Source organism: Scleromatobacter humisilvae, assembly GCF_023231945.1.
GTDB lineage: Bacteria > Pseudomonadota > Gammaproteobacteria > Burkholderiales > Burkholderiaceae_C > Scleromatobacter > Scleromatobacter humisilvae.
In genome coordinates this window covers 24,245-49,584 of record NZ_JAJLJH010000014.1, presented here as the reverse complement: position 1 = coordinate 49,584, position 25,340 = coordinate 24,245, and the positions used below count along the sequence as shown (strand labels likewise).

Below are 25,340 nucleotides of genomic sequence, written 5' to 3'. Positions count from 1 at the left end.
AGAGTGCGTCGCGGAGATCGCGTTGAAGGCCGCTGAGGCTATCGGCCGGTATGCATCTATGACCAATGAAGGATGAGTCTGGCGCGTGGCTGTCGAACACTGGAGGCAACTGCTTCCTGACGCATCGGATCTGCCATGACCTCCACCGTAATCGCGACGCACGATCGCTTCCCCTCGAACACGGCGGCTGTGCTCTCCCGTCTGCGCGCCACGCTCGATTCTTCGACGATCGATCGCAGCACGGCCGGCATTGGCCGTGCGACGCCACTACGCGCTGGCGAGCTTCTGCTTCGACTGCAGCCTGGCATGCGCGTGCCGTCGCCAAGCAGCAGTCCGTTGTTCGATGTTGCGGGCGTCGTCGCGGAGACCGCCCTCGACGCTGGTGGATTCGCAGTCGGCGATCGGGTCTTCGGCGTTGCTCGTGACCCTCACTGGCGCGACGATGTCGGCTACGTTCTGACCACTGTTGGGCATGTGGCGAAGCTCCGGAGAACCCTTGCGCCGGTGCAAGCGGCGACCCTCGCCTCGAGCGCGACGACGGCGTGGCGCATGCTGTTCCGTCGGGGTCGGCTGGAGCCCGGTGAGATTGTCACCGTCATTGCCGCCCGCAGCCCCGTTGGCGCATTGGCGTTGCAGCTTGCGCGAGCGCACGACGTGCAGGCCATCGCCGTTTCGCCCTCCGACGGCAACCACCGATGGCGCGCGCTCGGCGCCCACCGCGTTGCAGACATCCGCACCGACGCACTCGAATCGGCCTGCCGGGTTGCCGCGGTCGTCGTGGACACCGTGGGAGGATTCATCCAGCGACGCGCGCTCTCCGCAATGCAGGAAGGCGGCGTGCTGTTGTCATGCGCGTCCCGGCCGGACATGTCGAGAGCGCCGCCAGGCGCCAGCGCCGAATTCGTCGAGACGCGCGTCACATCGCGCGATCTCGCACGGATCGCCGACCTGATCGATGTGGGACGCCTGGTGCCGGCGCTGGACGACTGAGTGCTGTGGTCGGCGAGCTTCAAGGCCGGCGTTTCCCAACATGGACCGCGGTTCAGTTGATTTCTGGTCAGCGCGAGGGGGAATGAACCCGGCTTTTCCCGCGCGTAGCCCACGCCCTCGAGGCTAGCGGCCTCCACCTAGAGAGACGACCTGCGAACTGAGAGGCTGAGGACTCCCTTCGGCGGTTGGCTCGTCACTGAATGTGGATGCACGCAGCCACCGATTTCCGGTCGCGATGGCAGCGGTGGTCACGGCACTTCAGGCACTCTCGGACCGTTCTCTGTTCCCGTCCGCATTCGAAGACGGCACGACTCCCGGGCGACGCCCCGGGGAAGGCCGGGGACACTTGGATCGACGATGGCTAGCGGTGCCGTTCCGGATCACAACTTGTTCCGGGGTGAATCCCGTCAGCATTCCGGTTCTCCCTATTTTTGATCCGGGCAGGATGCCAGATGTGTCGACAACAGCAAGTGTTGCCGCCTCATCTGGGTTGAACTCAGGGCTGCGCCCCGAGACCCGCTGTCAACGAAATCAGAAGCGCCCCGTGGCGCATCGCATCGCGAAACCTAGGCCAATTCCGTCTGCACTTCAGCGTACGCAAGCACTTCCGAGTCCGGGACAGAGTTTCCCACGCTCGGTGACAGTTCAAGCAGTATCGCGACCTCGCGTTCTTGCTGGTCCAGAACGCGAGCGCGAAACGCATCCAAACCCTGCGCTTCAAGCGCTTGCAGTGCAGCGGGCGAGTTGAACGCCCAGCGGTCCAGAACGGACCAGCCAAATCGGTTGAACGGCTGCGTCGCGACTGCGCGCAAGGTCTCGATCTTCAGGACTTTCGACGCGAGGGCCAGGGGCGGGCTGTCTTTCGTGAGCATGAGAACTCCAAGGAGGTGGGAATTGGGCGGGCAACGACGGTGCCGAGCCGCCACTAATGGAAGTATGTGCTTGCCCACAATGATAGCCATACAGATCGAAGCGGTCCAGTCCGAAGGTCGCCTGCGGCGCCATGCCCCGGCGCGCTTCCTGCCTGGCGAGCCGCCCGCCAGCGCTGCGCACTGTCATGCGACTCGCGCGGCCGGCATCGGCCTTCAACAACCCGTGCCTTCGGCGCGTGCCCTCTCGTTGCTGTTCATTCAACGCATTCCTAGCTGAGAGTCGAAAGCCCCGCCCGCTCCATGAGCGGGGCCTTCGACCCTCAGCCAAACGGCAGAAGCCGCCTGGTTGAAAAGGGAGGAAGAACCCGGTCAAACCCCAAAACTTGACTGGAGAACTGAATGAAAAGATCGATCGATTCAACGAGCTCGACGCCCGCATCGAGGGCATGCAACGCACTTCGCGAAGCCAATCTGGCCGAACTGATCGTCGCGCTCGCTGGCACGACACTGCAGCCGGCGTTCGGCTGAGGAGGTCGCCATGTTTGCATTCCTCACCTTCCTGGGCGTGTGCTTCTCGGCACTCGGAGCATGGGTCGGCTTGGCGGCCGTGATCGTGGGTGCAGTGATCGGGCTCCTGCTGGCGCCGATCGCCCTGGTCGTCGGCTTCCGCCAATACCGCAAGGCCCGTCGGCCACGCTAGCACCGGACCGCGGGCGAAGCCGATGGACCCGGTACAGTAGCGGTACACCCATCAGCTTCGCCCGATTTCGACCAACTTCGCTAAGTGCTTGTCAGGCAACAACTTTCAGGTTTCCAAGCTTCGGAAGACTTCGCTATCATTGCCTCGACAGCCCCCGTTGCTCGCAAACTCATAATCCTTTGGTCGTTGGTTCAAGTCCAACACGGCCTACCATCGATACCGCTTTGTCGGTGAGCTTCTACTAACCAATTCTCGGCGACTTGAATCGTGTTGTCGTTGCTCCTTGGCTCGCGGTCGGTTTGACTCGATTCGAGTCTGGACTTGAAGTCGTGGGCGGCATGCAGATGGAATCACCGGAAGATCAGTTCGAGTCTGCACGCAACCTGCTTAAGTCCTACGATCTGCTCGCATCGAATCCGCCCCCAGAGCTTTGGCCTCCCTCCGCCCTCTGAATGAGGCCTCGATACTGTGGTTGCTTGATCGAACTGCCGATGCCACGCGCTTCGAGCTGTCTCGCAGCGTTTCCACACGGTCTCCAGCGACAGCGGAATTCGCACGGGCTGCATTGGACGTCCGGTAGTGAGCTCAATGCCGACGTCCAGTCGCGACGCGCTCAGAAAGCCGGGCCACGCGCGAACGGTCATCGAGAAGCGCGAGATATTGGAAGACGCTCGCTCACGTTCAAGGTACCTCGTGCCGAAAGCCAGCGACGACGCATGGCGTGACCGGCGGAAGCCGTGCCAGGTCACGCAGGAGTGCGACGATGCTGGGAACGCCTCGCTTGGAGCGGATGCTCGCGATCTGCGTTCGCACGGTCGACAGCGCGACACCGCATTGGGACGCGATCTCCGAAGGCTCCAGGCCTTCGTTGAGCGCGTCGAGCACGCAACGTTCGGCGCTTGTCAATCCATGCGCCACGCCGTACCAGTGAATTGCCAAGGGCGGGCAAGGATGGGGCTGTTCGAGCAGCAGCGCAATGCAGTCGCTCTGCCTGGCTCCGCCCATAGGGCCGGATAGCGGCACGAGCGAGATATGGGTCAACTCGCGCCCAGCCGCGATCGAGACGAGGCGCGGGACGCGTTCCCTCGCGACGAGGGCGATCGCGGCGAGCAGGCGCGCGGTCTCGTGGCGATCAGCGCACACGAGGACACCGGCCTCGATTCGCAAGGGAACGCCCAGCGCTACGGCGTCCCGCGCCAATGCATTGCAATAGCGTACCGCCGCTGCCGGCGAGACACAGACGATGCCGTAGCCGACCTGGTCGAGCAGCAGTTCCAGCAAGGCGGACCCGAGCGCCATGCCTGGCGGGTCGGAGCCGCGCGCGCCGACCGGAGGTGGAGACAGGGTGGAGCAAGCGACGTCGGACATGGCGAGCCTCGCGAGGTTGTCTGGAGCGCGTTGGCAGGCGCTCCGGGTCAGCGGTTATGACGTGCCTCACTGTGCCCGGCGTGCCCTGGACAAGTCCTTCAGGCGTCTAAAGAGATGTGAATCACCACCGCCCCACGCGACATTGCCTGCGGCCGGCGATCGACTTACAGTCGCGCCTTGAGCTGGGAGGCTTGCGGGCATGGAGAGCACCGAATGGGGCGCCTATCGTTTTGCGGAGTTCGAGCTGCGTCCCCAGGAGCGCGTCCTGACCGTCCGCGACGCGCCCACACCGATCGGCAGCCGTGCCTTCGACGTGCTGCTCACGCTCGTCCAGCACGCCGGCCGGGTCGTTTCCCGCAACACGCTCATGGATACCGCTTGGCCCGGGCTGGTCGTCGAGGAGAACAACCTGTCGGTGCAGATCTCCAATCTGCGCGGGGTGCTCGGGCATGAGGCGATCACGACGATACCCGGCATCGGCTATCGATTCAGCGCGGCGCTCGCACGCGGCTCCCCTGCCGCCATCGCGCAGGCGCAGCCGGAAGCGACCCCTCGGCGTGGGGGCAATATCCTGCCGTTCCAGTCCGAGCTCATCGGCCGCGAGGCGGAGCTGGACGAGGTCGTGGCCCTCGTCGGACAACACCGCCTGGTCACCCTCAGCGGGCCGGGAGGCATCGGTAAGACGCGTCTTGCGCAGGCGGTCGGGCGCCAGCTCGCCGATCGCTTCAAGGCAGGCGCGTGGGTCGTGGAGTTCGCGCCCTTGGCTGACGCCTCGCTGCTGGCGGCAACGGTCGCGCGCGCGCTAGGCCTGCGGCTTCCGGGCGAGCGGCCGGTCTTCGAGGAACTCGCGGACGCCCTGGGCGAGACGCCCCGCTTGCTGGTCCTGGACAACTGCGAACACGTCATCGACGAGGCGGGCGCGCTCGCCGCGGCACTGCTCGAACGAACGCGCGGTGTGCGCCTGCTGGCAACCAGCCAGGAACTGCTCAAGGTGCGCGACGAGCACGTCTACCGCCTGCCGCCGTTGTCGGTGCCGCCACCCGATGATCCGAGCGTCGCCGGCCACGGTGCGGTGCGGCTGCTGGTGGCGCGCGTGGAGGCCCGGGCGCCGCGGTTCGCGCTCGACGAGGCCGGAATGCAGGACGCGGCCGAGATCTGTCGTCGTCTCGACGGGCTGCCGCTGGCCATCGAGCTGGCCGCCGCTCGCGTGCCGCTCCTCGGGCTGTCAACGGTGCGCGCGCGCCTGGACGATCGCCTGCAGGTGCTGACTGACGGCGCGCGCAGCGGGTTGCCGCGGCATCGCGCGCTGCGTGCCACCCTGGACTGGAGCCTGCGGCTGCTCAACGAGGCCGAGCGCAAGGCATTCGCGCGCGCGGGCGTCTTCGCGGGAACGTTCGGGCTCGAGCAGGCGGAGCGATTGCTGGGCGCTGAGCCCGCCGGTACCGACGGGCACGGCGATCCTTGGGCGATAGAGCACATTGGCAGCCTCGTCGACAAGTCGCTGATCATGGTGGACAGCACCGATCCACCGCGCTACCGGTTGCTCGAGAGCGCGCGCCTCTACACGCGCGCGATGCGACGGGCGTCGGGCGAGACGGAACTCGCCCAACGCCGACATGCCTGCGTGTTCCGGGACCTGTTCCGGGAATCGCTGGCCCTCGAATGGGATCAGCCCTCGCAGGAGCGGCGCAGGCGCTTCCTGCCTGACCTGGACAACGGGCGGGCCGCGCTGGACTGGGCCGCGGACGCCGATCCGGTCCTGCATGCGGACCTGGCCTTGTCCCTGGCGTGGCTGTTCGGCAGCAGTGGCCATGGCACGGAGGGCTTGCGCCACTGCTGGCGCGCGCTGGACCAGATTGCCGAGATGGCGCGCGATGGAGATTCGCGGGTACCGCCCTGCATCGAGGCGCGGCTGCTGGTCGAGACGTGCCGCTTGAACCATGGCGCGCCCAGCGAGCAGAACCTGCCGTTGTCCGCGCGTGCGGTCGACCTGCTGCGTGAGCAAGGCGACGCGGCGTTGCTCTACACCGCGCTGGGAAGGCTGGCCATCGACGCGACGAGATGTGGCGACCGCGCACAAGGCGAGCTCGCGATCCAGCAGATGGCGGCCCTCCACGCGCCCTCGTGGCCTCCCATGTCGCGCTGGGAGCTTCTCAATGCCCGCGACTATCTGGCCAACGAGCTCGGGTTGTACGCCGAGGGCGAGAACATCGCCCGGGAGGAACTCGCGTTGGCGCGCGCCCAGGGGGACATCGCCAAGATCCTGTTCTCGTTGATGGCGACGGAGCAGTGCGCCGCCTCGCTCGAGCGCTATGAGGAGGCCGTGGAGCGCGGCCGCGAACTGGTCGACCTGGCCGAGCGGGAAGGCGAGGTGGAACACACCCACGTGTTCGTGTTCAACCTGGCGATGGCACTTGCCATGTGCGGCCGGGTGGAAGAGGCCTTGCCTCTGGCGCGCCGATCGGCCGAGCTCGACCGGCGCCATGGCTCGTTGTGGAAGGGCCTGGACCTGATGGCCCTGCTGGCGCTTCGACAACAACGGGTCGAACTGGCTGCGCAGATCATCGGCCGCTCCGATGCAATGATGGATTCACGCCAGGGTCAGCGCGAGCCCGTGGAAAGCAATGTCTATCGCGCGGTGGTCGCGGCTCTCGAGCAAACCATGGGCACGAACGCGCTCGCGGACTGGAAGGCCCGGGGCGCCACGCTCTCGGACGACGAGGCAACCGCCCGGGCACTCGCCGACTGAATCAGTGCAGCGTCGCAAGGTACGCCGCGAAGGCCGCGCGCATGCCGCTGTCCGGAAATCGCAGGTTCATGGCCGATTGCGCGGGTTGCTTGCCGTACTTCGTGACGAACGCGTCCTGGTCGGCCAGGAACTCGATGATCAGCGCCTGGTTCCACACCATGCCCTGATCGCGGCCGAGGCTCTGCAGGGCCGTCGAGTAGCCGGTGAAGTCCGTGCTGCCGATCTTGCGGCCGACGACGCCGAACAATGAAGGCCCGTCCCATTGCTCCCCCGCCTTGGTCGAATGGCAGTCCGAGCAATGCTTGTCGAACAACGTCGCCGGATTGCCCGGGGGCTGCGCAGGCCCGGGCGTGGTCGCGAGCCGCAGCGTCCTCGGCACGACGATCGACGCCGGCACGCCGGCGGTCTTCACCGCGTGGGCATCGAAGACGTGGGCCGCAGCGGGCACGGCCGGCACATCCGGCATGAATCCGTCGACGAAAAGCCCCGTCATCGTCGTCAAGTCCAGGTATTCCTTCGACAAGCAACGGTACAGCGCCTCGCGCGCCTCGATGGGCAAGGGGGGCGGTGGATTGGGTTTAAGCCCCGCGCGAGGCATCACGCCCGACAAGATGTGCGCCTGTATCAAGTTCCGGTTGGAAAGGGCGTTCGGCCCCGAGACGATGGGCACGAAGGGCTTCTTCGTGGTGGCCTGCGGATAGTTCAGCATGCCGTAGCCTTTGTCGCGCCCCGAATGGCACTCGGCGCAATTCATTGCCTTGCCGAACTGATCGATGATCTCCGGCGGGATCACGTAAGGCGCGGCGCAGGCGCGCAGATAGTCGGGATTGCGGTTGTCGAGGCCGTAGGTGCCGGGAACGGGGCCGAAAGGGATGCTGCCGTAATCGAGCGGATCGCCAAAGCGGTCCTTGTTGCTCGTGCGCCAGCGTGGCGGCCTCCTGTAGGCCACGCCCGCGATTCGATCGTTGAGCGCCTTGACCGTGGGATCGAGCTCGGGGTCGCCGGAGCGCCGGAGCACGCCGTGCTCAAGGTGGTAGACGGCCTGGGGGTGGATGCTGAGCGGCGCCATCTTGTGGCACTGCTGACAGTCCTCCGCCTGGCCGGTGACAGCGAGGCGATAGTGCAGGTGGATCGGGGCCGACGCGGCAGGTTCGGCGCCCGGCACAGGCTCGAGGTCCTCGCCGTGGGCGAGCGTCGCTGCATCGGGGGCCCGCTGGTCGGTGCACTCGCCATCCGGGCAATGGAACCAGTCGATCATCGCGTCGAACGGCGTCTCCGGCCGGGTGGCGAACGCCACAATGGAGGCGTTGTTGGGCGCCACCTTCGCGACGGTCGGGCCGTCGTCGGGCGTCCAGATCCCGAACTGGATCCACCTGTCGTAGCTGGCCGTCGCGGCAGGCGATGACTTGGGTGCGGAGGCATAGGCCGGCGGCGAAGGCGCCAGGACGAAGAAGCGGCCAAGGGTGCCGGCGTTGTCGGGCGTCGTCAGGAACTTCGACCGATAGATCAGCACCGTCCACGGCGCATCAGGACTCACGCTGGGATCGCCCTTGCAGACGACGGGATTGCCGGCGTTCTGCGCCTGGATCAGATCCCAGGCGCGCTGGTAGCCGTCTGGGCTGGAGATCGCGGAAAGGAATTCCTGGCTCTTCAACAGGCAAGGCAACTCCAGCGCTCCGCTCGCGAGCCGCAGGTATTCGTCGTCGGTCACGCCGTGTCCCAACTGGTGCTGCGGATTGGGGACGTTGAAGTTCGCGTTGGCCTGCGCCGCCGCGAAGCGGTGCAGGTCGTCCATCAGGCCGACCGGCGGCACCTGGTTCGCGTCGGCACAGGCATCGAGGGCGACGAGGATCTGGCTCGATCGCGTCGCCACGTCGGTCGGATCCAGCACGGGTTCGTCCCATTTGGCCTCGCCATCGCCTGCCACGTGTGGCTGGAGCAGGAACGCGACGGCGCGTTCGCGCCAATGCGTCCAGCTCTCCTTGCTGCCATCGCCGCATCCGTTGGGCAGCGGCCTGTTCGCTAGCGCCAGGAGTTCGGGATGAGGCTTCAGCGCCTCGCCGGTCGTCGCTCCGGATGCCACGGCTAGTGCGGCGCGCGCCTGCACGAGCGCTGCCTTCGTCCTGGCGAGTTCGTCCTGCTTCGACGGGCGATTCGAGCCCTCGCCGTAGACGGAAGCCACGATCGGCAGCGCGAGCACTGCGACTGCGGCAAGGAATGCCTTGTTGGCCATGGCCTCACTCCCTGTTCTCGTTGGCGCGAATTCTGCGCGTTGCGGTGTTGTCCTGACAAGCGCCAGGACTCAGGATTCGATCCAGCTGATGTGGTCGTCCAGGCGCGCCCGGAAGTCGCCACCGAGTTCCATCTGGAGTTGCTCGAGAAGCGTCGACGCAGTGCGCCACGTCGCCCCGCCGCCCAGCGGATATTCGGTCACGAGCCGTGCGGCCTCGGCCGAACAGGCGAAGTCGGCGAGGACGCGCCGGATCGGCAGCTCGATGGGACCGGACAGCGTCAGGACCAGCTCGTGGCGCTGCCGCCGACAGGTGGAGCGGTCCAGCGACTGGAAGTTGTCCTCGTACGCGGCGACCGGCTGCGTCACGCGTACTTCACGCTTGCGCGCCTCCGCGTCGCCGCAGTCGACATGCAGGAGCACCGCGGCCGCGAACGTCGCGGTCGTCTCTGCATTCGTGGCGGCATAGACCCGCACGCCTCGGCACCAGTCGGGCCGGCCGACGGTCAGCGTCGCGCCCGTCCACTGGGGGACATCCACAACCAGGCCCGAAGGCGCGCGAGCGACGAAATCGAACTCCCACAAGCCATCGACCGGCTCGCGCGCTCCGAACCGCGGGACCAGCCGCGCCTGCGACCAGCCGGACGTGGGCACCATGCCCGTCACGTCCAGGAGCAGCTTGGTGCCTCCGGGCGCGTCGAAGCGGAAGAGCCTCAGCGTACGAACCTCATGGACGTGATGCATGTGTCACCCATCTTGCGAATCGGCTACATGCGGGATCATCTCGCCACTTGGCCGCGCTGACCTTTAACGGTGTGAAATCGACGCCAGGGCCGCCGGTGCCTCGTCGCGTCATCAGGGCTGAGGATGTGGCCCTGGCGACGCGCCCCGACGATGAGGGCATGATGGAAAGAGGAGAGCCGATATGACCAGATTCGTGGCGCTGAAGGAGAGTCACCGCAATCTCCTGCGCGATTCGCGTCCGGCAGGGCCTGTCGACCCCAAGGAGATCGCGAGGCTGACCGTCCGCCTCCGCTCCCGGGGCGATCCGGCCGAACTGGCTAGCCATGCCTATGCGCTGGCAGCACTGCCCTTGGCGCAACGCAACTACGCGACCCACGAGGACATCACCGCACGTTATGGCGCCCATGCGGACGATCTCGACCAGCTCGAGTCGTACGCGCAGAAGCACAACTTGCTCGTCGCCCATCGCAGCACGCTGGCGAGGACGATTGTCCTTGCAGGAGCCCTGGGCGACCTCCTGCGGGCCTTCCCGGCCAACCTCAGGCGCTACCACCACGTGTCGGGCGACTACCGCGGCAGGCAGGGCGAGATCCTCGTTCCCGTCGAGCTCGAGCGGATCATCACGGGCATCTTCGGATTCGACACCCGGCAACGTCGCAAGACGCCACCCCACCTGCGCTCGCTCGCCTTCGCGTCGCCGAACGCGAACCTGCCCGCCGACGGGGTTGCCGCGACCTTCTTCGCGAAGACCTACGATTTCCCGGAGCAGCAGGCCGCCCAGGCGCTGGACGGCTCGGGGCAGACGATCGGCATCATCGAACTGGGAGGCGGCTACCGCACCACCGACCTGCAGGCCTACTTCGCCCGCGTCGGCCTGCCGATGCCGACCATCGTCACCGCCTCGGGCACGCCGGGCGGCAACCCCGCTTCCGCTGATGACCTCGGGGACCTCGAGTCGATGCTCGACCTCGAAGTCGCCGGTGCGGTGGCCCCGGGCGCGCGGATCGTGGTGTATTTTGGGTCGACATCGACGGACCAGAGCCTGTTCGACACCATCAGCGCCGCGGTGAACGACACCGAGCGCCGGCCATCCGTCCTGTCCATCAGCTGGGGCAAGCCGGAAGACATGCTCACCGGAAGCCTGCTCGCGTCGCTGCAGGAGTTGTTCGCGCAGGCCGCCACCATGGGCATCACCGTCTGCGCGTCGTCGGGCGACCACGGCACCGCCGACCTGCCTGCGCAGGAATGGGATAACCACGTCCACGTCGACTATCCGGCCAGCGACCCGTTCGTGCTGGGATGCGGCGGCACGCAGATCGATCCGGCGTCGGGGTCGGATGTCGTCTGGAACGACCAAAGCCCATTCAGCATCCTGCAGCCTGACGGGGGCGGGTGGGCGAGCGGCGGCGGGATCAGCCAGGTCGTCGCTGTGCCGTCCTACCAAGCCGGGATGAAGATGCCGCCCTCCCTGGCGACTGGCGGAACAGGCCGGGGCGTCCCCGACATCGCGATGTGCGCGACGAACTATGCCGTGCGAGTCGACGGGGTCGACACGGTGTCAGGCGGAACCAGCGCCGTCGCGCCGCTCATGGCCGCCCTGGTCGCGCGCCTCGGCCAGGCGAAGCAGAAGCGCCTGGGCTTCCTGAATCCGTTCCTCTACGCGAACGCGGGAAACGGCGCCTTCCGCAGTGTTGTCTCGGGTGACAACGGGATCGACCAGACGTTGAACGGCTATACCGCCGGCGCGCCATGGAATCCGTGTACCGGGCTCGGCACCCCTGTCGGCACGCAGATCCTGCGCCTGCTTTGACACCAGCCATGGACGCCCACGCGTTCGACACCATCACGATATGCCACTACAAGGAGCAGCGATGCGGACATTCAAGATGACGACGATTGGTGCCTGTCTTTGCACGGCGATGTGCGGATGTTCGACGCTGCCCAGGTTCAGCAGCATCGCGGATTCCCACGACCTCCGGCCCAAGGTAAGCGATGTTGTGGACGAAGTGCAGTGCGAAGTGCTGACGGCCGTCAAGGCGGCGCACGACAGCTTCGAGGCTCAAGCCGGCGCCGGCACGACGCAACCCGACTACACGAACGCCCTGAACATCCTGACGACCGGAGACTTTGTCATGAGCGTCGACCTGACGCTGGAAGTGACGAACGACCAGGGCGTCAACCCCAGCCTGAGCTTCATCCGGCCCTTCGCAAACTCGCTCAGCTACAACTCAGTTCTCGGGGCCCAGTGGTCCGAGGAGCAGCACCGGCTGTTCGATGTCGCCTTTACGCTGATCTTCAGCCACAACACGCCGGTTCCGGCGCAATGCAGCACCCTGCTGTCGGAGCCCGATCGACACGGGCTGCGGGGAACCCTGGGCATCGGCGAGGCGCTCGTCGCGGGGCTGCCCTACACGATGAACGACGACAAGCATCCCGCATGGCACGCCTACATGATGCCCGTCATCGGCGTGACGGAGACGCTGGCGAACGATCCGCTGTCGGACGCGCCCGACGTCCCGAACTTCTCGTCGACGATCGACTTCACGGTTGCCTACGGCCTGGACGGCGGCCCGAACTGGACACTCAATCGCTTTGCCGGCCCCAGCTCGGACGGTCTCGTGACCGCCAAGCGCACCAACAAGGACACGATGACGTTCGCGGTCGCGCGAGTGCCGCCGGCAAGCGCTGCGGCCACCGCGGCATCCGCCGCTGCCGCCGTCGCGAGAGCCACGGCGACCACCGCCAAGTCGACACAGAACAGCGTGACCCGCCTTCGTCTTCAGCAATTGCTGACGCGCTGACGGAGCCTGCCTGTCGCGTCCCGTCGATTTCAAACCCGTAGCGGCCAAGAGGAGGGCTCGATCTGATTGACCTTGTTCCGTTCGTGGGCCGTCGAAAACGATGCCTGGGGCAGGGTTGGGCACCCGAGCGACCGCGGCTACACGATGGGGGTGCCGGTCAGCGAGTCCTACCGCGGGACACCCAATGGCCTGGCAATGGCTGCGCGAGGGCGCATCGCTGATCACCTCCCGCTTGCCGATGGAGCAGCCCGCCCTGGAGTCCGATGACGGGCATTGGGTCTTCGGAAACGCGACCTACATTCCGAAGGACCTGCGCATCGCGCGGCCGCAACACACCGATCGGCCCTATGCGTCGTACATGTACGCCGGGGCGGGGTACTCGAGCGACCTCGACGCGCAGCCGGGCAAAGCGCCCGTCGCGTACGCGCCCGTTGCGGTCTTCTCAATGATCTCCTTAGCCGAACCGTCCCCTGCGTAGGACTTGCCGTTCTGGTCAAGCATAGGGCTGATCGTGTATCGCGCAGTTCGCAACCAGACTTCCACGAGGTTGTCTGCGGCGGCGCCGACGAGTCGATGCGCCGCGGTTCGGAAGCCTTCGGTGCCTCGCCCTGCTCTGGCACAGGCCGCGACGGCATTGCCAATTTAACTTTGACGGGCTTGATGACGGGCGTCGCATTCGGTGAGCCATTTGCCTTGGCCTTGGGGCCGGCGACCGTCGCGATGTGCTGGTCGCGATAGATGAACAGCCACTTCCCGTCCAGCGACCCAACGTCGATCGTGATCGGCTTGACGCTGGATTCGAGCGTCTTGAACGGATCCGAGCTCGCGCGTCGTCTTCCGTCAGGCCCCGTTCGAGACGTCGCGCAGGCACTCCTGGATTTCCGCGAGCAGGAGTTCCGGCGGCACCGGCTTTTGAAAGACTCGCATTCCCTTGGCGGTGCCTTCTTCCAGTTGATCGGCGTAGCCGGTATTCAGGATCACTGGAAGCCCGGGATAAAGGCGGCTCAGCGCGGACGCCAGGCCGATGCCATTCATCCTGCCCGGCATCGCGATGTCGCTCAACACGATCTGGGGAAACGGGTTTGCCGATGCGAGGTAGGCCAGCGCGGCGTCCGCGCTCGTGACCCGCACGACCTCGACGCCCGAGCTCTGGAGCATCTGCTCCGTGGTCTTCCCGACGTCTTCGTTGTCTTCGACCAGCAGGAGACGCGCGCTGATCTTCGTGACGATCTGCAAGGCCGGAGAGTCGCCCACCTCTGCATTCAAGAGGCCGGGCAGGTGCAGACACAAGGTCGTGCCTTCGCCGACGACGCTCTGGATGGTGACCTTGCCGCCCGCCTGCCTGCAGAAGCCCTGGACCTGCGTCAGGCCGAGGCCCGAGCCGACGCCGCGCTGGCGCGTCGTGAAGAACGGTTCGAACACGTTCGGCAGCACCTCCGCGGGGATACCTTCCCCGTCGTCGATCACGCAGACGATGACCATGGGCGCATCCGCAGGGGATGACTCGTCGTTGGAGATATGGAGCTTCAATTCGCCGGGGGACTTCATCGCGTGCTTCGCATTGAGCACGATGTTGACGAGCGCCAACTCCAGCTCACCTGCATCGACGCTCACCGGAAGGGTGTCGTCATCGACGGACGCGATCCACCGCGCGCTGGCGCCCAGGGTGGCCCGCATGAGTGCGTCCGCTGCGGGAAGCCAGGACTGGAAGCGGATGACCTCCGGCCTCAGGGCCTGCTTCTTCGAGAAAGAGAGCAACTGTCGGGTCAGCCGGACACCCGCCTGCACGGAACGCGAGATGGCTCCGATCGACTTTTCGTCCGCGAGCTCCGGCTTGCGAAGCTTGAGGACGTGGATGCTGGACGTGATGATGGCCAGCATGTTGTTGAAGTCATGCGCGACGGTTCCCGTGACCACCGCCAACGTCTCGAGGCGCTGGGATTCCAGGATGCGGCGCTCCGCGTCGGCACGCGCATGCACCTCCTCGCGAAGTTGCCGGGAAATCGCGGCCTCGACCCGTGTCTTGCGAAGCGCGACCCAGGTCACGTACACCAGCCCCGCCGTGATGGGCAGCATGATCACCGCGAGCATCCCGACCGTCTTCGCCCATCCGCCGAGCATGGCTGACCGGCTGACGCCCGCGACGACGTAGACCGGCAGGTCACCGACGCGTCGGAAGCTGGCCGACTGCACGCCGCGTCCTGCGTCGCCCGCCACCGTCAACGCACCCGACGCCGCGCCCGTTCCGATCAGCTTCAGCAGTTGCGCATCGCTCGCCAGGTCGCCCGCTCTTGCATCGACAGGCCATCGCGCAAGCACAGCTCCGTCGGTACGCAGCAAGGCGAACGTCGCCAGTGTCGGCTCCTCGTGCGCGAGGGACCCGTAGTAGTCGCTGAATTAGGACGGTGCGAGGGTCACGCTCACGACGCCGGCGAAGGCTGCCAACTCCGACTGCCGCCGGATCGCGACGCTCAGTACATTCTTTCCGGACTGCCGCCCGACCATGACCTGGCTGACCGCCACCGGCAGCCTCGCATCGCGCAGCACCTGGAAGTACTGACGGTCGGCAATCGAGAAAGACCGATCGACCGGAAAGGCGTCGCTTCGTGCGAGAACCGATCCGCTGCTGCTCCAGACGCTGGCATTCACGACGGCGCTCACGCCAGCCGTCATGTCCGCCAGCCGAACGTGGATAGCAGGTTCCAGCGCACGCGCCTCTGCGTCCGACAGGCGGGTGGCGCCTTCGACGCGGCGCGCGATCTCCTCGGCCACCGTGAAGGTTCTCTCTGCGTGGCGGAAGGCGAGATCACTGGCGTGGACCAGGCTCGCGTTGGAGGCCGCCTGCGCGCGATCGAGCGTCCACCATGAGACGCCTACCAGCGCCGCCAGGGGGACGAATACGGCGAACGCGAGAACCGCTCGCAGCCAGGTGGTCAACGGTGTCTCGGGTCTTGCGGGCGTCGTGATGTCTGCAGGCACCGGCAAGCGCCGGCCACACACCATTGCGGTCACGACAGACGCCAGCGCGAAACACGCAAACTGGATGGCCTCGTATTGCGGCGCGATCGCGGGCGGAATGGCCGGCATCCAGACAGCCAGGGCCGCCACGAGTGCGGCCGCCAGCCCCGCGGACGCGCCCCACAAGGAAGACGCGAGCGCGATGGCAGGAAAGGCGAAGACGAACGGCAGTGCGTCGCCCAGCAGGGGCTGCAGCAGCGCGCGTGCCAAGGCCGCGAGCGCACCGACGACCATCGCGAAGCAGAGGCTGCGTACAGGAATCGTGGCAACGCGCGGCATTTGTCCCGTTCCGGTTCGCAGTGCGAGTTGGGCATTCGATGGAGGGCCAGCCTCATGAACTGGGGTGCCGGATTCTCGTTTGAAAAGCATCCCCGGTCTGCGGAACTCGGCAGAAGGCGTGCCCAACGCCCGGATATCAGCGCGAGTTTTGTCCAGGACAAACGGCATCGCCATCCGAGTCAGCGACGCAGTTCATCGCTCGCGAGACGCGATGCCGGTCGACGCGTCAATCCAATTCGATGTCATGCTCGTATTCGCGACATGGCCCACAATCCGACCGGCTTGCCGTCGTCCAGCCCGCAGCGGCCCGCCCCCCGGCGGCGTCCGGAATTGCGCCTTGTCGAAAAGAGCCCGCGTGAAGGCGCTATGGATCAGGACCAACTCGACGCCTGCATGCTTGCGGTCGCCCGCCAACAGGATCGTGCCGCGTTCGAGCGGCTGTTCAGTCACTTCGCCCCTCGGCTGAAGTCCTGGCTCATTCGCACGGGGAGCGCGCCGGACTCGGTCGACGACCTGGTGCAGGACACCTTCGTGCTGGTATGGCGCAAGGCTGCGCAGTTCGACCCCGATCGCGCGCGCGTGGCCGCATGGCTGTTCACGATCGCGCGAAACCTGCGCATCGACCGCCATCGCGGCGCAGGGGCCGCCTGGCTCGCCCTCGAAAGCACGCATGTCGAAGACGTGGCAGATCCCGCTGAAGGCTCCGACACACGCCTGGCGCAAATGCGCATGAGCCGCGATGTCCGGTCGGCATTGGCCCAGCTGAGTTCGGAGCAGCGCACACTGGTTCAGCTCAGCTTCTACGAAGACAAGTCGCATTCGGCCATTGCAGCCGAGCTGACCTTGCCGCTTGGCACGGTCAAGACGAGGCTGCGCGCTGCGGCCGCCCGCCTGCGTCAGTTGCTGGAAGAGTACCCGCTGTGATTCGACACCATCCCGACGATTCGTTGCTCCTTCGTCATGCGGGCGGCAACTTGGCCGCCGGGCAGGCGCTGCTGGTCGCCACCCACCTCGAGCGGTGTGCGGCCTGCCGGCAAGCAACACGGCGCTTCGAGTCGATCGGCGGCTCGCTGGTTCTCGACGAGGTGCCTGCCGAACTCCCTCGCGGGACCTTCGAGGCAGTCATGGCCAGGATCGACGCACCGCGCCCGCCTCCCACGCAGCCCGCGGTCAGCCGGCATCCCTCGCTGCCGCCGGGCATGAACTGGCCGCGCAGCCTTCGGCACTGCAGGATTTCGCGCTGGCGACCGGTTGCACCGGGCATGCGCTGGAGCCGGGTCAAGCTGGCCGACGCGCCGCACGCCAACGTGTTCCTGCTCAGGATCGCGGCCGGCAGCTGCATGCCCGTCCACACCCATTCCGGCGAGGAACTCACCCAAGTGCTGTTCGGATCATTCGATGACGGGCGAGCGGTCTTCATGGCGGGCGACTTCGATTGCACCGATTCGACGGTGCGGCATCAACCGGTTGTCCGGGCTGACAGCGAGTGCATCTGCCTTGCCAGCGTGGACGGTCGCCTCGTCCATGACGGCGTGATCGCGCGGTGGATCGGCGCACTCATCGGCATCTGAGGAGCAGGCGTGAGCATGACACCCGCGATCTGGCCACGCTTGCCGGGCGAGCCAGCCCTGACGCGGCGGTCGTTCGCGGTGTTGGGCGCAGCGACGCTGGCTGCCGTGTCCGCCAACGCGGAACGCCCTTCCACGTCCGCGTCCCCCACGGCCGCCGCACTGTTGGCGGACTGCGACCTCGTCCAGCGTGCCTGCGAGGCGCTCCATCCCGGTCTTCATCGGTACAACACCCCTTCGCAGATGCGCCAGCACTTCGACACGCTGCGCGAGGAGTTCGTGGCCTCTGCGTCGTCTGGCGACTGGCAAGCTCGTTCCTACCTTGCCCTGGCGCGCCTGACGGCCGCCGTGCGCTGCGGCCACACCTATGCGAACTTCTACAACCAGTCAGACGCGGTACGTCGCAGTCTCTTCGAGGGCGCCAACCGAATCCCGTGCGAGTTTCGATGGCTCGACGGCCGAATGGTGGTCACGCGCGACCTGAGCGTCGAGCAGCGTCTGCCGCTTGGCACGCAAATCGTCGGCATTTCCGGCGTTCCCACGCGCGAGCTCCTGCAGCGACTCATGGCGCTGACGCGCGCTGACGGATCCAATGACGCCAAGCGCATCGCGCTGCTGGAGGTGAGGGGGTTGGAACGGTATGAGACCTTCGACATCCTGCTGGCGCTGACGACCGCCGCGCTCTCCCCGGCGATGTCCCTCGACATCGTCTCGGCCGACGGCCTGCCCCGCCAGGTGACCGTGGCGCCCCTCAGCGACGAACAGCGCTTGGCCGCCCGCCGCGTCGCTGTCGACGATGCCAGGGCGGGCTGGCGCTTCGAGCGATTGGACTCGAAGGTGACCGTGCTGAGCATGCCCGACTGGGCCTTGTACAGATCGAGATGGGACTGGAAGAAATTCATTGGTGAGTGTTTCGAGAAGCTCACGGCGGCTCCGCCGCGTGCGCTCGTGCTCGACTTGCGCGGCAACGAGGGTGGGCTGGACGTCGGCGACGAGATCCTGCCGTACCTGACCGCCGAGCCCATCGAGGTCGCCAGCCCGCCACGCCTGGTGCGCTACCGTGACGTCCCCTCGGACCTCGAGCCCTACCTCGACACCTGGGATCCGTCGTTTCGGCACTGGGGCCCGGATGCCCGGCGCGTCGACGATCGCTTCTTCAGTCTCAAAGGTGACGACGGGCCTGGCGGACGCGCACGTATCCTCCCGCGCAAGCCTCGGTTTGCGGGCAGGGTGTTCGTGCTGATCGGCCCTGACAACAGTTCCGCGACGTTCCAGTTCGCAGAGCGCGCTCGAGCCTCGGGTCTTGCAACGCTCGTCGGACGGACGACCGGCGGCAACCAGCGTGGCATCAACGGCGGTGCATTCTTCTTCTTGCGGCTGCCGGCCTGTGGCCTGGAGGTGGACGTGCCGCTCATCGCGCGCTTTGCGCCTGGCAATCCGCCGGACGCCGGGCTTGCACCCGATGTCGAAGTCCGGACGACCTTCGAGTCGCTGGTCGACTCCGAGGACCTGGAGATGGCGGCCGTTCACCGGCTCCTTGCCTGACGCGCCCATGAACCTGATCGCCGCGTTCCATTGACAGAACCCTTTTCGCCAATGCATTCACGATCATGCCCAACGCATTGACCCCAGCCCAGTTCGAGATCATGCGCCGCGTTCGCGACGACGGCACGCTTCTGGTGGGCGACCCGGTCGCCAACATGACTCGGGAGCTGGGCTTTCTTTTCGCCGTCGCGCTCCTCACCTACGACGCCTCGGGCAATCTGATTCTCAGCGAACTGGGAGCCGCCTACCTCACCGCCGCGGAAGAGGAGGCCGCAAGCGCGGGTGCGAGCCCGAGCGTCGGCGACCCGCCATGCGACCCCTGCGCCAGCAACTAGCCGCCAGGTGTCGCGCACCGCTCCCTCGCTGGCTTCTCATTCAATCTTCAACGTCCAGGAAAAACAGATGAGGTTTCGCCCAAGGGTGATTTTCAGCGCCTGTCTGGCGAGTGTGCTGGCCGGTTGTGCAAGCGCGCCTGCTCCGGCGAACCCGCTCGCACTCGTCCCCCATGTGGACTTGGCCCGGTTCATGGGCGACTGGTACGTCATTGCCAGCATTCCCACATGGCTCGAGAAAGGCGCGCACAACCCCAAGGAGAGCTACCGTCTCAATGCCGACGGCTCGGTGGCCACCACGTTCAGCTTCAACGCCGATTCGGCCGACGGGCCCGTCAAGACGTACACGTCCAAAGGCATCATCGTCGACCCGGCCACGAACGCCATCTGGGGCCAGCAGTACGTGTGGCCGTTCAAGGCTGATTACCGGATTTCCTACCTGTCAGCCGACTACGGCCAGGTCGTGATTGCGCGCGACAAGCGTGACTATGTGTGGATCATGTCGCGTTCTCCGACGATGTCGGAGACGGATCTGCAGGCTTTGACGGAGTTCGTGCGTGCCCAGGGTTATGACACCGCAAAGCTGCAGCGTGTCCCCCAGTCCCACGCCGACGTCCCCTCCGACCCGAGTGCAACCGGGCGATGATCGTTATCTAGCCCAGGGCCGTCCGACGCTTCGAGGCTTCCATCGACTCGGCGCTGAGCACGAACGGCAAGACCCATCGGACGCCTTCGCGCGTGGCCAAGAGGTGTTCAGCAACTTCCAGTTCCCGGATCGGCTTCCCGTCTGCCCGTTCACGCTCCAGATAGCGCTTCACGGTTGCAACCGCCATGACCAGCCCCGTTGGGCCAACGGGTGGGTCACGTCCTCCGAGGAAGAACTCATTCCATTGGTGGATGAGCTTGCAGGCTTCTTGAATTTCCGTGCTCTTCTGTCGCTCCATCTTGGGCTCCTTGGATCAGCCCTCCACTACAGGAATCCAGCAACGGGGATGCCGCTCAGCTCGACGGTGATGGAAATCTTGCAAGCGGTTGTACGCTCATTTCCCTTTCGCGGGTCACTATGGCCGTGCGTCCGACGGTGGCGATTCCAAGGCAATCGCGCCGGTCGGAGCGACAGTCAGGTCTCCATGAGATCAAACGCGTGCGCACCGCGGAGGATGGAGATGACTCGCTTCGCCACCTCGTGGAGGCCTGGGGTCATCAAGCGGAGGTCGTGCATGACTGGCCTTGACCGGGCGCGGCCGTGTCGCGGGCGGCAGCCTATCGAATTTCCAGCTCTCGAATCAAGTCGATGAACACGCGCAGCCCCGCAGGCATGTGCCGGCCCGCCGGGTAATACAGGGCAAGGCCCGGGAAAGGCGGTGTCCATTCCTGCAGCACGCGCACGAGGCGGCCGGCCTCGAGATCCTCGGCCACGTACCACTCGGCAAGGTGCGCCAGCCCCACGCCGGCGCGCACCGCATCGAGCATGAGCAGCGGCGCGTCGAGGACGAGGTTGCCCGGGACATCGGCGTGCAATGTCTCGCCTCGCCTTGCGAACTCCCACCGGTATGGCGCTCCGTTGGGCAGGCGCGCCCGGATGCATTGGTGTCGTGCCAGGTCTGACGGCGATTTCGGCTTCGGATGCCGCTCGAAGTATTCCGGCGTGGCCACGACCGCCATGCGCATGTCCCGGCCTATCGGCACGCGGATCATGTCGCGCGGCACCAGTTCGCTGGGCCGCAGGCCCGCGTCGTAGCCCTCGGCCACGATGTCGATCATGCGGCCCTCGGTCACGATGTCGATGGTCATGTCCGGGTAGCGCCGCAGGTACTCCACGACGAGCGGCGTGAACACCATGCGGGCCGCGCCGAGTGCGGCGTTGATGCGGAGCGTGCCCGCCGGCTTCTGCCGCTGGCTGGTCGCCGCCTCGGTCGCGCCCCGGATCTCGGACATGGCCGGCCCGACACGCGCGACGAACTGCTCGCCCGCTTCGGTCAGCGACACGCTGCGCGTCGTTCGATGGAACAGGCGCACGCCCAGCCGCGCCTCGAGGCCCGCCACGGCGCTGCTCAGCGCCGACGTGGACATTCCCAGCTCGACGGCCGCAGGGCGGAAGCCGCGGCGCCGAGCCACCGCCAGCACCGCCTCGAGCTCGACCAGACCTGATTTGTGCATTGTCCTGATTCCAAGCACGTCTCATCGATATTTGTCCATCTTATCAAATCAAACATTGGCGCCTAAATTCCTTCCGTACCCGATCGACAACCCCAGTCCAGGAGCCCTCCATGCGCAACATCGACCACATCTACATCGACGGTGCCTTCGTCAAGCCGCACGGCACCGAACGCTTCCCGCTGGTCAATCCGACCACCGAGGAAGTCATCGGCCATGTCGTCCTGGCCGACAAGGAAGACACCCAGCGGGCCATCGCGGCGGCCAAGGCCGCCCTGCCGGCGTTCTCGCGCACGTCCAAGGCGCAGCGCATCGGGATGCTCGAGCGCCTGCATGCCGCCGTGATCGCCCGAGCCGAGGCGCTGCGGGACGCGACGATCGAGGAGTACGGTGGCCCGGTGTCGCGCGCTTCGTGGGTGTCGCAGTACGCCGCCCAGGCCTTCCTCGACGCCGCCCGCACGCTCGAGACCTATGAGTTCGAGCGCCGCGTGGGCTCGGCCATCGTGGTCATGGAGCCCGTCGGCGTCTCCGTGCTGATCACGCCGTGGAACAGCAACGCCGGCTCCATCTGCAGCAAGCTCGCGATGGCGATCGCGGCCGGCTGCACGACGGTCATCAAGCCCAGCGAGATGAGCGCCATCCAGACCCGGATCGTGGCCGAGGCCTTCCACGAGGCGGACCTGCCCGCCGGTGTCGTCAACATCATCAACGGGCGCGGCGACGTCGTGGGCACCGAGCTGAGCACGAATCCCGACGTCGCCCGGATCTCGTTCACGGGCTCGACCGGCACCGGCAAGATCATCGCGCGCCAGGCGCTCGACACGATGAAGCGCGTGAGCCTGGCGCTGGGCGGCAAGTCGCCGACGATCCTGCTGGAGGACGCGGATTTCGAGAAGGCCGTCCCGGCAGCGCTGAACATCGCCTTCCAGAACAACGGCCAGGCGTGCATCGCGGGCTCGCGACTGCTCGTCCCGCACAGGCGCCTGGCGCAGGTCGTCGAACTGGCCCAGGCGGCGGTGGCCGCAATGAAGGTCGGCGACCCGGCCGACCCGGCCACGACCATCGGCCCGATGGCCAACCGCAACCAGTTCGACCGCGTGCAGGCTTACATCCGCCGCGGCCTCGAACAAGGCGCGACGCTCGTCGCCGGCGGCGAAGGTCGCCCGCGCGGGTTCGACCGCGGCTTCTTCGTCAAGCCGACCGTCTTCGCGAACGTCGGCAACGACATGACCATCGCGCAGGAAGAGATCTTCGGCCCCGTGCTGTCCATCATCACCTATCGCGACGAGGACGACGCGGTCGCCATCGCGAACGACTCGGCCTTCGGACTCCATGCGTACGTGTTCTCCGCCGACACCCGGCACGCCCAGGCCGTCGCGCGCCGACTCGAGGCCGGACGGGTCGCGATCAACGGCATGCAGCACGACCCGCTGGCGCCGTTCGGCGGCTACAAGCAGTCGGGCGTCGGTCGCGAGTTCGGCCTGTTCGGACTGGAGTCGTTCCTCGAAGCCAAGACGGTCATGACGGCGTGACTGCCGCGCCGCGACGATCGGGATCGACCGGAGGCTGCAGAATGCCCCCATGGCCGATCCCGCCCCTCTCACCGCCGCCGACCTCGTCGAGCTGGCACGGGCCCGCACGCGTTCGACATGCCCGGCCTGCGAGGCGCTCGTCTGCCCGGGTTGGGAGGCGTGGCCGGGCAGCGTCGCGCGCGACGCCCTCGAGCGCGTGGGCACGTTGCGCGACGCGTCGCTCGACGATCCGACGGTCGCCGAGTACCACCCCGCCGGCACGCACGCCTGGTCGCCGGACGCTCCGATTGCGCCCGCCTGGTTTCCGTACAACCGCTGCGACGCGTGGCGCTGCAAGGCCTGCGCGCGCGCGTTCCTGCGCTACACGGAATTCGGCGGCTACTACACCGAGGAACGCGTGCGCGAGATCGATGCGCGGCTGGTCGTGGACGTGCCGGCGAGCTGACGCCGGCTCCGGCTCACGCCTGTTTGCTGGCCATAGCCGCGTGCAGTCTTCGCCGCAACGTCCACGCGACGGCGCCGACCAGCACGAGGCCGGCGGGCAGTGCGATCCAGAGCCACGGCGCGTTCGACGCCGCCGCCGTCGACGGGTCGGGCGTCGGGGCTGCCGAGGCCACGACCGCCGGCGCGATCGCGGCCGAGGCCGCGGGCAGCGGGGCGTCCGCGCGGCGTTCCGGCATCAGCTCGGCCAGCGACATCGGCGCGCCGCGATCCGCGGGCGTCGCGCGCGCGAGCACGAACGGGCCGGCGCCGCGCGCCACGAACACCAGCTGGCGCTGGCGAACGCCGATGCGGATCGCCGGCGCGGCGCGGCCCAGCTGGCTGATCGGGCCGAAGGTCTCGACCCGCAAGGCCTGCCAGGTCTCGCCGTCCAGGCGCACCGGCGGCGAGTGCAGGTCGGGCGCACCCGAGGCCTGCGAGAGCCAGTAGACGCTCGCGATCGCGGCGCTTTCCCACACCAGGCCGGCCTTGCCGGCGTAACGCGTCGCCTTCAGCCGCAGCGCCTGCAACGAGCCACGCAGCAGCGAAGGGCGCGACGCCGCCTGGCGGCTCGCGTCGACCTGGCCCAGCACCATCACTTGCCCGATGGTGTCGACCTCCGCGGGCAGGACCTGCACCGCCGCGACGGGCGTGTTGGGCGGCAGCGGGTAGTCGCACGAGGTCTCCTCGCAGCCGGCGGCGGCGATGGCCGTGCTCCATTCGAGCGGCGCCGGCGCCGGCCGGTGCGGCGCGCGCGTGACCGACGCCGATACCAAGGGCGGTATGGCGGAGCGCGGCGCCGTCGTCAGGCGCAGGTAGCGCGCGGGCACGTTGTCCAGATCGATGCCATCGGCGCTCGGATGCGCGCGCCCGGCCAGCGTCGCGAGCGCCCCGGGGGCGCCCACCTGCGGCAGCGCCTGCAGCTGCACCAGCGGGGCGTCCTCCAGCAGCGTGCGCCAGTGCTGCAGGTCGTCGCTCGCCTCGATGCGCAGCGTGTAGACGCCCTGGGTGTCGCGTTCGAGCGCGAGGTCCAGGCGCAGCAGGTCGTCGTCGGCGCCGTGCGTGTCGACGATCCAGGCCTGGCGCGGCCCCGCGTCGCCGGGGGCCTTGTACAGATGCGCGGTCACGAGTTGCGGTGCGCTCGCCGGCGGCGACTCCGCCCACGCGAACGCCATCGTCTCGCCCGCGGCGTTGCGCACGCGCAGGTCGCCGAGCGTGGCCGAGGCCGACAGCTGGCGGGCCTGGGCGTCGACGTCCAGCGTGTAGACCGGGCCCTTGCCGGACAACACCAGCGGCAGCGTGGGCGCCGGGCCGGAAGGGGCCGCGAGCGCCCGCGCGCACGCGAGCATCGCCAGGCCGCATGCTGCGAATCCTTGCCTCGTCAGCCGATGCCGCAACCGTTCCAAGCGCGCTCTCCGCCGAATCGCCCTGGCGAATTATGGAGCGCCTCTCGCGGATGGCGCTTGCGAGCGGCGACGCTGCGGTGCAGCAAACTGGTACAGCTTATGCATGCCTCCCGCGCGGGCTTCAACTTCCGCGGGAGGGCTTGCCACATGACGGTTCAGACTGCCACCGAGTTCTCGCACGTCAAGCCGGGCGACACGCCCTGGCGCAGCGACGGCCTGCGCGACTTCTTCCTGTACCGCGATCTCGGCGTCGCGGCGGCCACGCACGGCAGGGTCATCGCGCACCTTGTGAAAGCCAACATGGCACCGGAAAAGGGCACCGGCTGGCACCGGCATGAGGCCCAGTTCCAGATCGTCCTGATGACCAAGGGCTGGGCGAAGTTCATGTACGGCGACCGGGAGACGCTGGTCGAGGCCGGCGACTGCGTCCACCAGCGGCCGGGCATCGTCCACTACCTGTTCGACTACTCGCCGGACATGGAGTACCTGGAGATCGTCGCGCCCGCCGACTTCGCGTCGATCGACATGCCCGCGCCGTGCGACGTGCCCGCACCGCACGCGTGGTGAGC

The 25,340-nt window shown here is 67.1% G+C and carries 23 protein-coding genes; 14 read left to right on the top strand and 9 right to left on the bottom strand.

The features are described 5' to 3' along the window. The first annotated feature begins 135 nt into the window (after positions 1 to 135). Positions 136 to 990, top strand: a complete 855-nt coding sequence (locus LPC04_RS27060) for a zinc-binding dehydrogenase (protein WP_275685443.1) — start codon at positions 136 to 138, stop codon at positions 988 to 990. Between the two features lie 566 nt (positions 991 to 1,556). Here LPC04_RS27060 and LPC04_RS27055 read toward each other — a convergent pair. Then, complete coding sequence (locus tag LPC04_RS27055; RefSeq protein ID WP_275685442.1) at positions 1,557 to 1,862, bottom strand: hypothetical protein; 306 nt, start codon at positions 1,860 to 1,862, stop codon at positions 1,557 to 1,559. Positions 1,863 to 2,400: 538 nt separating this feature from the next. Here LPC04_RS27055 and LPC04_RS27050 point away from each other — a divergent pair. Next, entirely contained in the window at positions 2,401 to 2,562 is a 162-nt protein-coding gene (locus tag LPC04_RS27050; protein WP_275685441.1) for a hypothetical protein, read from the top strand. Positions 2,563 to 3,243: 681 nt separating this feature from the next. On the opposite strand, the gene LPC04_RS27045 is transcribed toward LPC04_RS27050, so the two are convergent. After that, positions 3,244 to 3,930, bottom strand: coding sequence for a helix-turn-helix transcriptional regulator (locus LPC04_RS27045; RefSeq protein WP_275685440.1), 687 nt, complete (start codon positions 3,928 to 3,930; stop codon positions 3,244 to 3,246). 199 nt (positions 3,931 to 4,129) lie between these two features. Between LPC04_RS27045 and LPC04_RS27040 the strand changes: the two genes are divergently transcribed. Further along, a complete protein-coding gene (locus LPC04_RS27040) occupies positions 4,130 to 6,679 on the top strand; it encodes an ATP-binding protein (RefSeq protein WP_275685439.1) in 2,550 nt (849 codons plus the stop codon). Position 6,680: 1 nt separating this feature from the next. Here the strand turns inward: LPC04_RS27040 and LPC04_RS27035 are convergent, their stop codons facing one another. Together LPC04_RS27035 and LPC04_RS27030 are read right to left on the bottom strand one after the other, a co-directional pair. Next, a complete protein-coding gene (locus LPC04_RS27035; protein ID WP_275685438.1) occupies positions 6,681 to 8,912 on the bottom strand; it encodes a c-type cytochrome in 2,232 nt (743 codons plus the stop codon). A 69-nt stretch (positions 8,913 to 8,981) separates the two neighbouring features. After that, a complete protein-coding gene (locus LPC04_RS27030) occupies positions 8,982 to 9,653 on the bottom strand; it encodes a hypothetical protein (RefSeq protein ID WP_275685437.1) in 672 nt (223 codons plus the stop codon). Between the two features lie 181 nt (positions 9,654 to 9,834). On the opposite strand from LPC04_RS27030, the gene LPC04_RS27025 reads away from it, so the two are divergent. The 3 genes from LPC04_RS27025 (at position 9,835) to LPC04_RS27015 (ending at position 12,932) form a co-directional block, all read left to right on the top strand. After that, a complete protein-coding gene (locus LPC04_RS27025) occupies positions 9,835 to 11,463 on the top strand; it encodes a S53 family peptidase (protein ID WP_275685436.1) in 1,629 nt (542 codons plus the stop codon). Between the two features lie 61 nt (positions 11,464 to 11,524). Next, positions 11,525 to 12,454 carry a hypothetical protein gene (locus tag LPC04_RS27020; protein WP_275685435.1) on the top strand — a complete coding sequence of 310 codons (930 nt, stop codon included), beginning with the start codon at positions 11,525 to 11,527 and terminating at the stop codon, positions 12,452 to 12,454. Between the two features lie 184 nt (positions 12,455 to 12,638). Continuing rightward, positions 12,639 to 12,932: a lipid A-modifier LpxR family protein gene (locus LPC04_RS27015; protein WP_338055488.1), complete on the top strand. Its 294-nt coding sequence runs from the start codon at positions 12,639 to 12,641 to the stop codon at positions 12,930 to 12,932. Between the two features lie 362 nt (positions 12,933 to 13,294). On the opposite strand, the gene LPC04_RS27005 is transcribed toward LPC04_RS27015, so the two are convergent. Next, positions 13,295 to 14,794 (bottom strand): ATP-binding protein, encoded by a 1,500-nt coding sequence (locus LPC04_RS27005; protein WP_275685433.1) that lies wholly within the window; start codon positions 14,792 to 14,794, stop codon positions 13,295 to 13,297. Positions 14,795 to 14,851: 57 nt separating this feature from the next. Next, positions 14,852 to 15,751, bottom strand: a complete 900-nt coding sequence (locus LPC04_RS27000) for a PDC sensor domain-containing protein (protein WP_275685432.1) — start codon at positions 15,749 to 15,751, stop codon at positions 14,852 to 14,854. A gap of 366 nt (positions 15,752 to 16,117) precedes the next feature. Between LPC04_RS27000 and LPC04_RS26995 the strand changes: the two genes are divergently transcribed. The 5 genes from LPC04_RS26995 to LPC04_RS26975 all read left to right on the top strand — a co-directional run bounded on the left by LPC04_RS26995 (position 16,118) and on the right by LPC04_RS26975 (position 19,842). Next, positions 16,118 to 16,675: a sigma-70 family RNA polymerase sigma factor gene (locus LPC04_RS26995; RefSeq protein WP_275685431.1), complete on the top strand. Its 558-nt coding sequence runs from the start codon at positions 16,118 to 16,120 to the stop codon at positions 16,673 to 16,675. After that, positions 16,672 to 17,322 carry a ChrR family anti-sigma-E factor gene (locus LPC04_RS26990; protein WP_275685430.1) on the top strand — a complete coding sequence of 217 codons (651 nt, stop codon included), beginning with the start codon at positions 16,672 to 16,674 and terminating at the stop codon, positions 17,320 to 17,322. Before LPC04_RS26995 ends, LPC04_RS26990 begins: the two co-directional genes overlap by 4 nt. A 15-nt stretch (positions 17,323 to 17,337) precedes the next feature. Next, on the top strand, positions 17,338 to 18,864 hold the full coding sequence (locus LPC04_RS26985; protein ID WP_275685523.1) for a S41 family peptidase: 1,527 nt from the start codon (positions 17,338 to 17,340) through the stop codon (positions 18,862 to 18,864). Positions 18,865 to 18,929: 65 nt separating this feature from the next. After that, complete coding sequence (locus LPC04_RS26980; RefSeq protein ID WP_275685429.1) at positions 18,930 to 19,199, top strand: hypothetical protein; 270 nt, start codon at positions 18,930 to 18,932, stop codon at positions 19,197 to 19,199. 7 nt (positions 19,200 to 19,206) lie between these two features. Then, positions 19,207 to 19,842, top strand: a complete 636-nt coding sequence (locus LPC04_RS26975; RefSeq protein WP_275685428.1) for a lipocalin family protein — start codon at positions 19,207 to 19,209, stop codon at positions 19,840 to 19,842. 7 nt (positions 19,843 to 19,849) lie between these two features. Here LPC04_RS26975 and LPC04_RS26970 read toward each other — a convergent pair whose 3' ends face one another. Both LPC04_RS26970 and LPC04_RS26965 read right to left on the bottom strand, forming a co-directional pair. Further along, complete coding sequence (locus LPC04_RS26970) at positions 19,850 to 20,140, bottom strand: hypothetical protein (protein WP_275685427.1); 291 nt, start codon at positions 20,138 to 20,140, stop codon at positions 19,850 to 19,852. A gap of 319 nt (positions 20,141 to 20,459) precedes the next feature. Continuing rightward, positions 20,460 to 21,356: a LysR family transcriptional regulator gene (locus LPC04_RS26965; RefSeq protein ID WP_275685522.1), complete on the bottom strand. Its 897-nt coding sequence runs from the start codon at positions 21,354 to 21,356 to the stop codon at positions 20,460 to 20,462. Between the two features lie 110 nt (positions 21,357 to 21,466). Here LPC04_RS26965 and LPC04_RS26960 point away from each other — a divergent pair, with 110 nt between their 5' ends. Further along, positions 21,467 to 22,885, top strand: a complete 1,419-nt coding sequence (locus LPC04_RS26960) for an aldehyde dehydrogenase family protein (protein ID WP_275685426.1) — start codon at positions 21,467 to 21,469, stop codon at positions 22,883 to 22,885. 49 nt (positions 22,886 to 22,934) lie between these two features. Then, a complete protein-coding gene (locus LPC04_RS26955) occupies positions 22,935 to 23,330 on the top strand; it encodes a hypothetical protein (protein ID WP_275685425.1) in 396 nt (131 codons plus the stop codon). A 13-nt stretch (positions 23,331 to 23,343) separates the two neighbouring features. Here the strand turns inward: LPC04_RS26955 and LPC04_RS26950 are convergent, their stop codons facing one another. Beyond that, the gene (locus LPC04_RS26950) at positions 23,344 to 24,714 is read right to left on the bottom strand and encodes a DUF3999 family protein (protein ID WP_275685424.1); all 1,371 of its coding nucleotides are present in this window, start codon (positions 24,712 to 24,714) and stop codon (positions 23,344 to 23,346) included. 204 nt (positions 24,715 to 24,918) lie between these two features. Between LPC04_RS26950 and LPC04_RS26945 the strand changes: the two genes are divergently transcribed. Further along, positions 24,919 to 25,338: a cupin domain-containing protein gene (locus LPC04_RS26945; protein WP_275685423.1), complete on the top strand. Its 420-nt coding sequence runs from the start codon at positions 24,919 to 24,921 to the stop codon at positions 25,336 to 25,338. The last annotated feature ends 2 nt before the right edge of the window (positions 25,339 to 25,340 follow it).

What these genes read in the sequence shown, in the direction of transcription:
- LPC04_RS27060 (WP_275685443.1), top strand. Translation starts at nt 136, where the DNA reads ATGACCTCCACCGTAATCGCGACGCACGATCGCTTCCCCTCGAACACG.
- LPC04_RS27055 (WP_275685442.1), bottom strand. Translation starts at nt 1,862, where the DNA reads ATGCTCACGAAAGACAGCCCGCCCCTGGCCCTCGCGTCGAAAGTCCTG.
- LPC04_RS27050 (WP_275685441.1), top strand. Translation starts at nt 2,401, where the DNA reads ATGTTTGCATTCCTCACCTTCCTGGGCGTGTGCTTCTCGGCACTCGGA.
- LPC04_RS27045 (WP_275685440.1), bottom strand. Translation starts at nt 3,930, where the DNA reads ATGTCCGACGTCGCTTGCTCCACCCTGTCTCCACCTCCGGTCGGCGCG.
- LPC04_RS27040 (WP_275685439.1), top strand. Translation starts at nt 4,130, where the DNA reads ATGGAGAGCACCGAATGGGGCGCCTATCGTTTTGCGGAGTTCGAGCTG.
- LPC04_RS27035 (WP_275685438.1), bottom strand. Translation starts at nt 8,912, where the DNA reads ATGGCCAACAAGGCATTCCTTGCCGCAGTCGCAGTGCTCGCGCTGCCG.
- LPC04_RS27030 (WP_275685437.1), bottom strand. Translation starts at nt 9,653, where the DNA reads ATGCATCACGTCCATGAGGTTCGTACGCTGAGGCTCTTCCGCTTCGAC.
- LPC04_RS27025 (WP_275685436.1), top strand. Translation starts at nt 9,835, where the DNA reads ATGACCAGATTCGTGGCGCTGAAGGAGAGTCACCGCAATCTCCTGCGC.
- LPC04_RS27020 (WP_275685435.1), top strand. Translation starts at nt 11,525, where the DNA reads ATGCGGACATTCAAGATGACGACGATTGGTGCCTGTCTTTGCACGGCG.
- LPC04_RS27015 (WP_338055488.1), top strand. Translation starts at nt 12,639, where the DNA reads ATGGCCTGGCAATGGCTGCGCGAGGGCGCATCGCTGATCACCTCCCGC.
- LPC04_RS27000 (WP_275685432.1), bottom strand. Translation starts at nt 15,751, where the DNA reads ATGCCGCGCGTTGCCACGATTCCTGTACGCAGCCTCTGCTTCGCGATG.
- LPC04_RS26995 (WP_275685431.1), top strand. Translation starts at nt 16,118, where the DNA reads ATGGATCAGGACCAACTCGACGCCTGCATGCTTGCGGTCGCCCGCCAA.
- LPC04_RS26985 (WP_275685523.1), top strand. Translation starts at nt 17,338, where the DNA reads ATGACACCCGCGATCTGGCCACGCTTGCCGGGCGAGCCAGCCCTGACG.
- LPC04_RS26980 (WP_275685429.1), top strand. Translation starts at nt 18,930, where the DNA reads ATGCCCAACGCATTGACCCCAGCCCAGTTCGAGATCATGCGCCGCGTT.
- LPC04_RS26970 (WP_275685427.1), bottom strand. Translation starts at nt 20,140, where the DNA reads ATGGAGCGACAGAAGAGCACGGAAATTCAAGAAGCCTGCAAGCTCATC.
- LPC04_RS26965 (WP_275685522.1), bottom strand. Translation starts at nt 21,356, where the DNA reads ATGCACAAATCAGGTCTGGTCGAGCTCGAGGCGGTGCTGGCGGTGGCT.
- LPC04_RS26960 (WP_275685426.1), top strand. Translation starts at nt 21,467, where the DNA reads ATGCGCAACATCGACCACATCTACATCGACGGTGCCTTCGTCAAGCCG.
- LPC04_RS26955 (WP_275685425.1), top strand. Translation starts at nt 22,935, where the DNA reads ATGGCCGATCCCGCCCCTCTCACCGCCGCCGACCTCGTCGAGCTGGCA.
- LPC04_RS26950 (WP_275685424.1), bottom strand. Translation starts at nt 24,714, where the DNA reads ATGCTCGCGTGCGCGCGGGCGCTCGCGGCCCCTTCCGGCCCGGCGCCC.
- LPC04_RS26945 (WP_275685423.1), top strand. Translation starts at nt 24,919, where the DNA reads ATGACGGTTCAGACTGCCACCGAGTTCTCGCACGTCAAGCCGGGCGAC.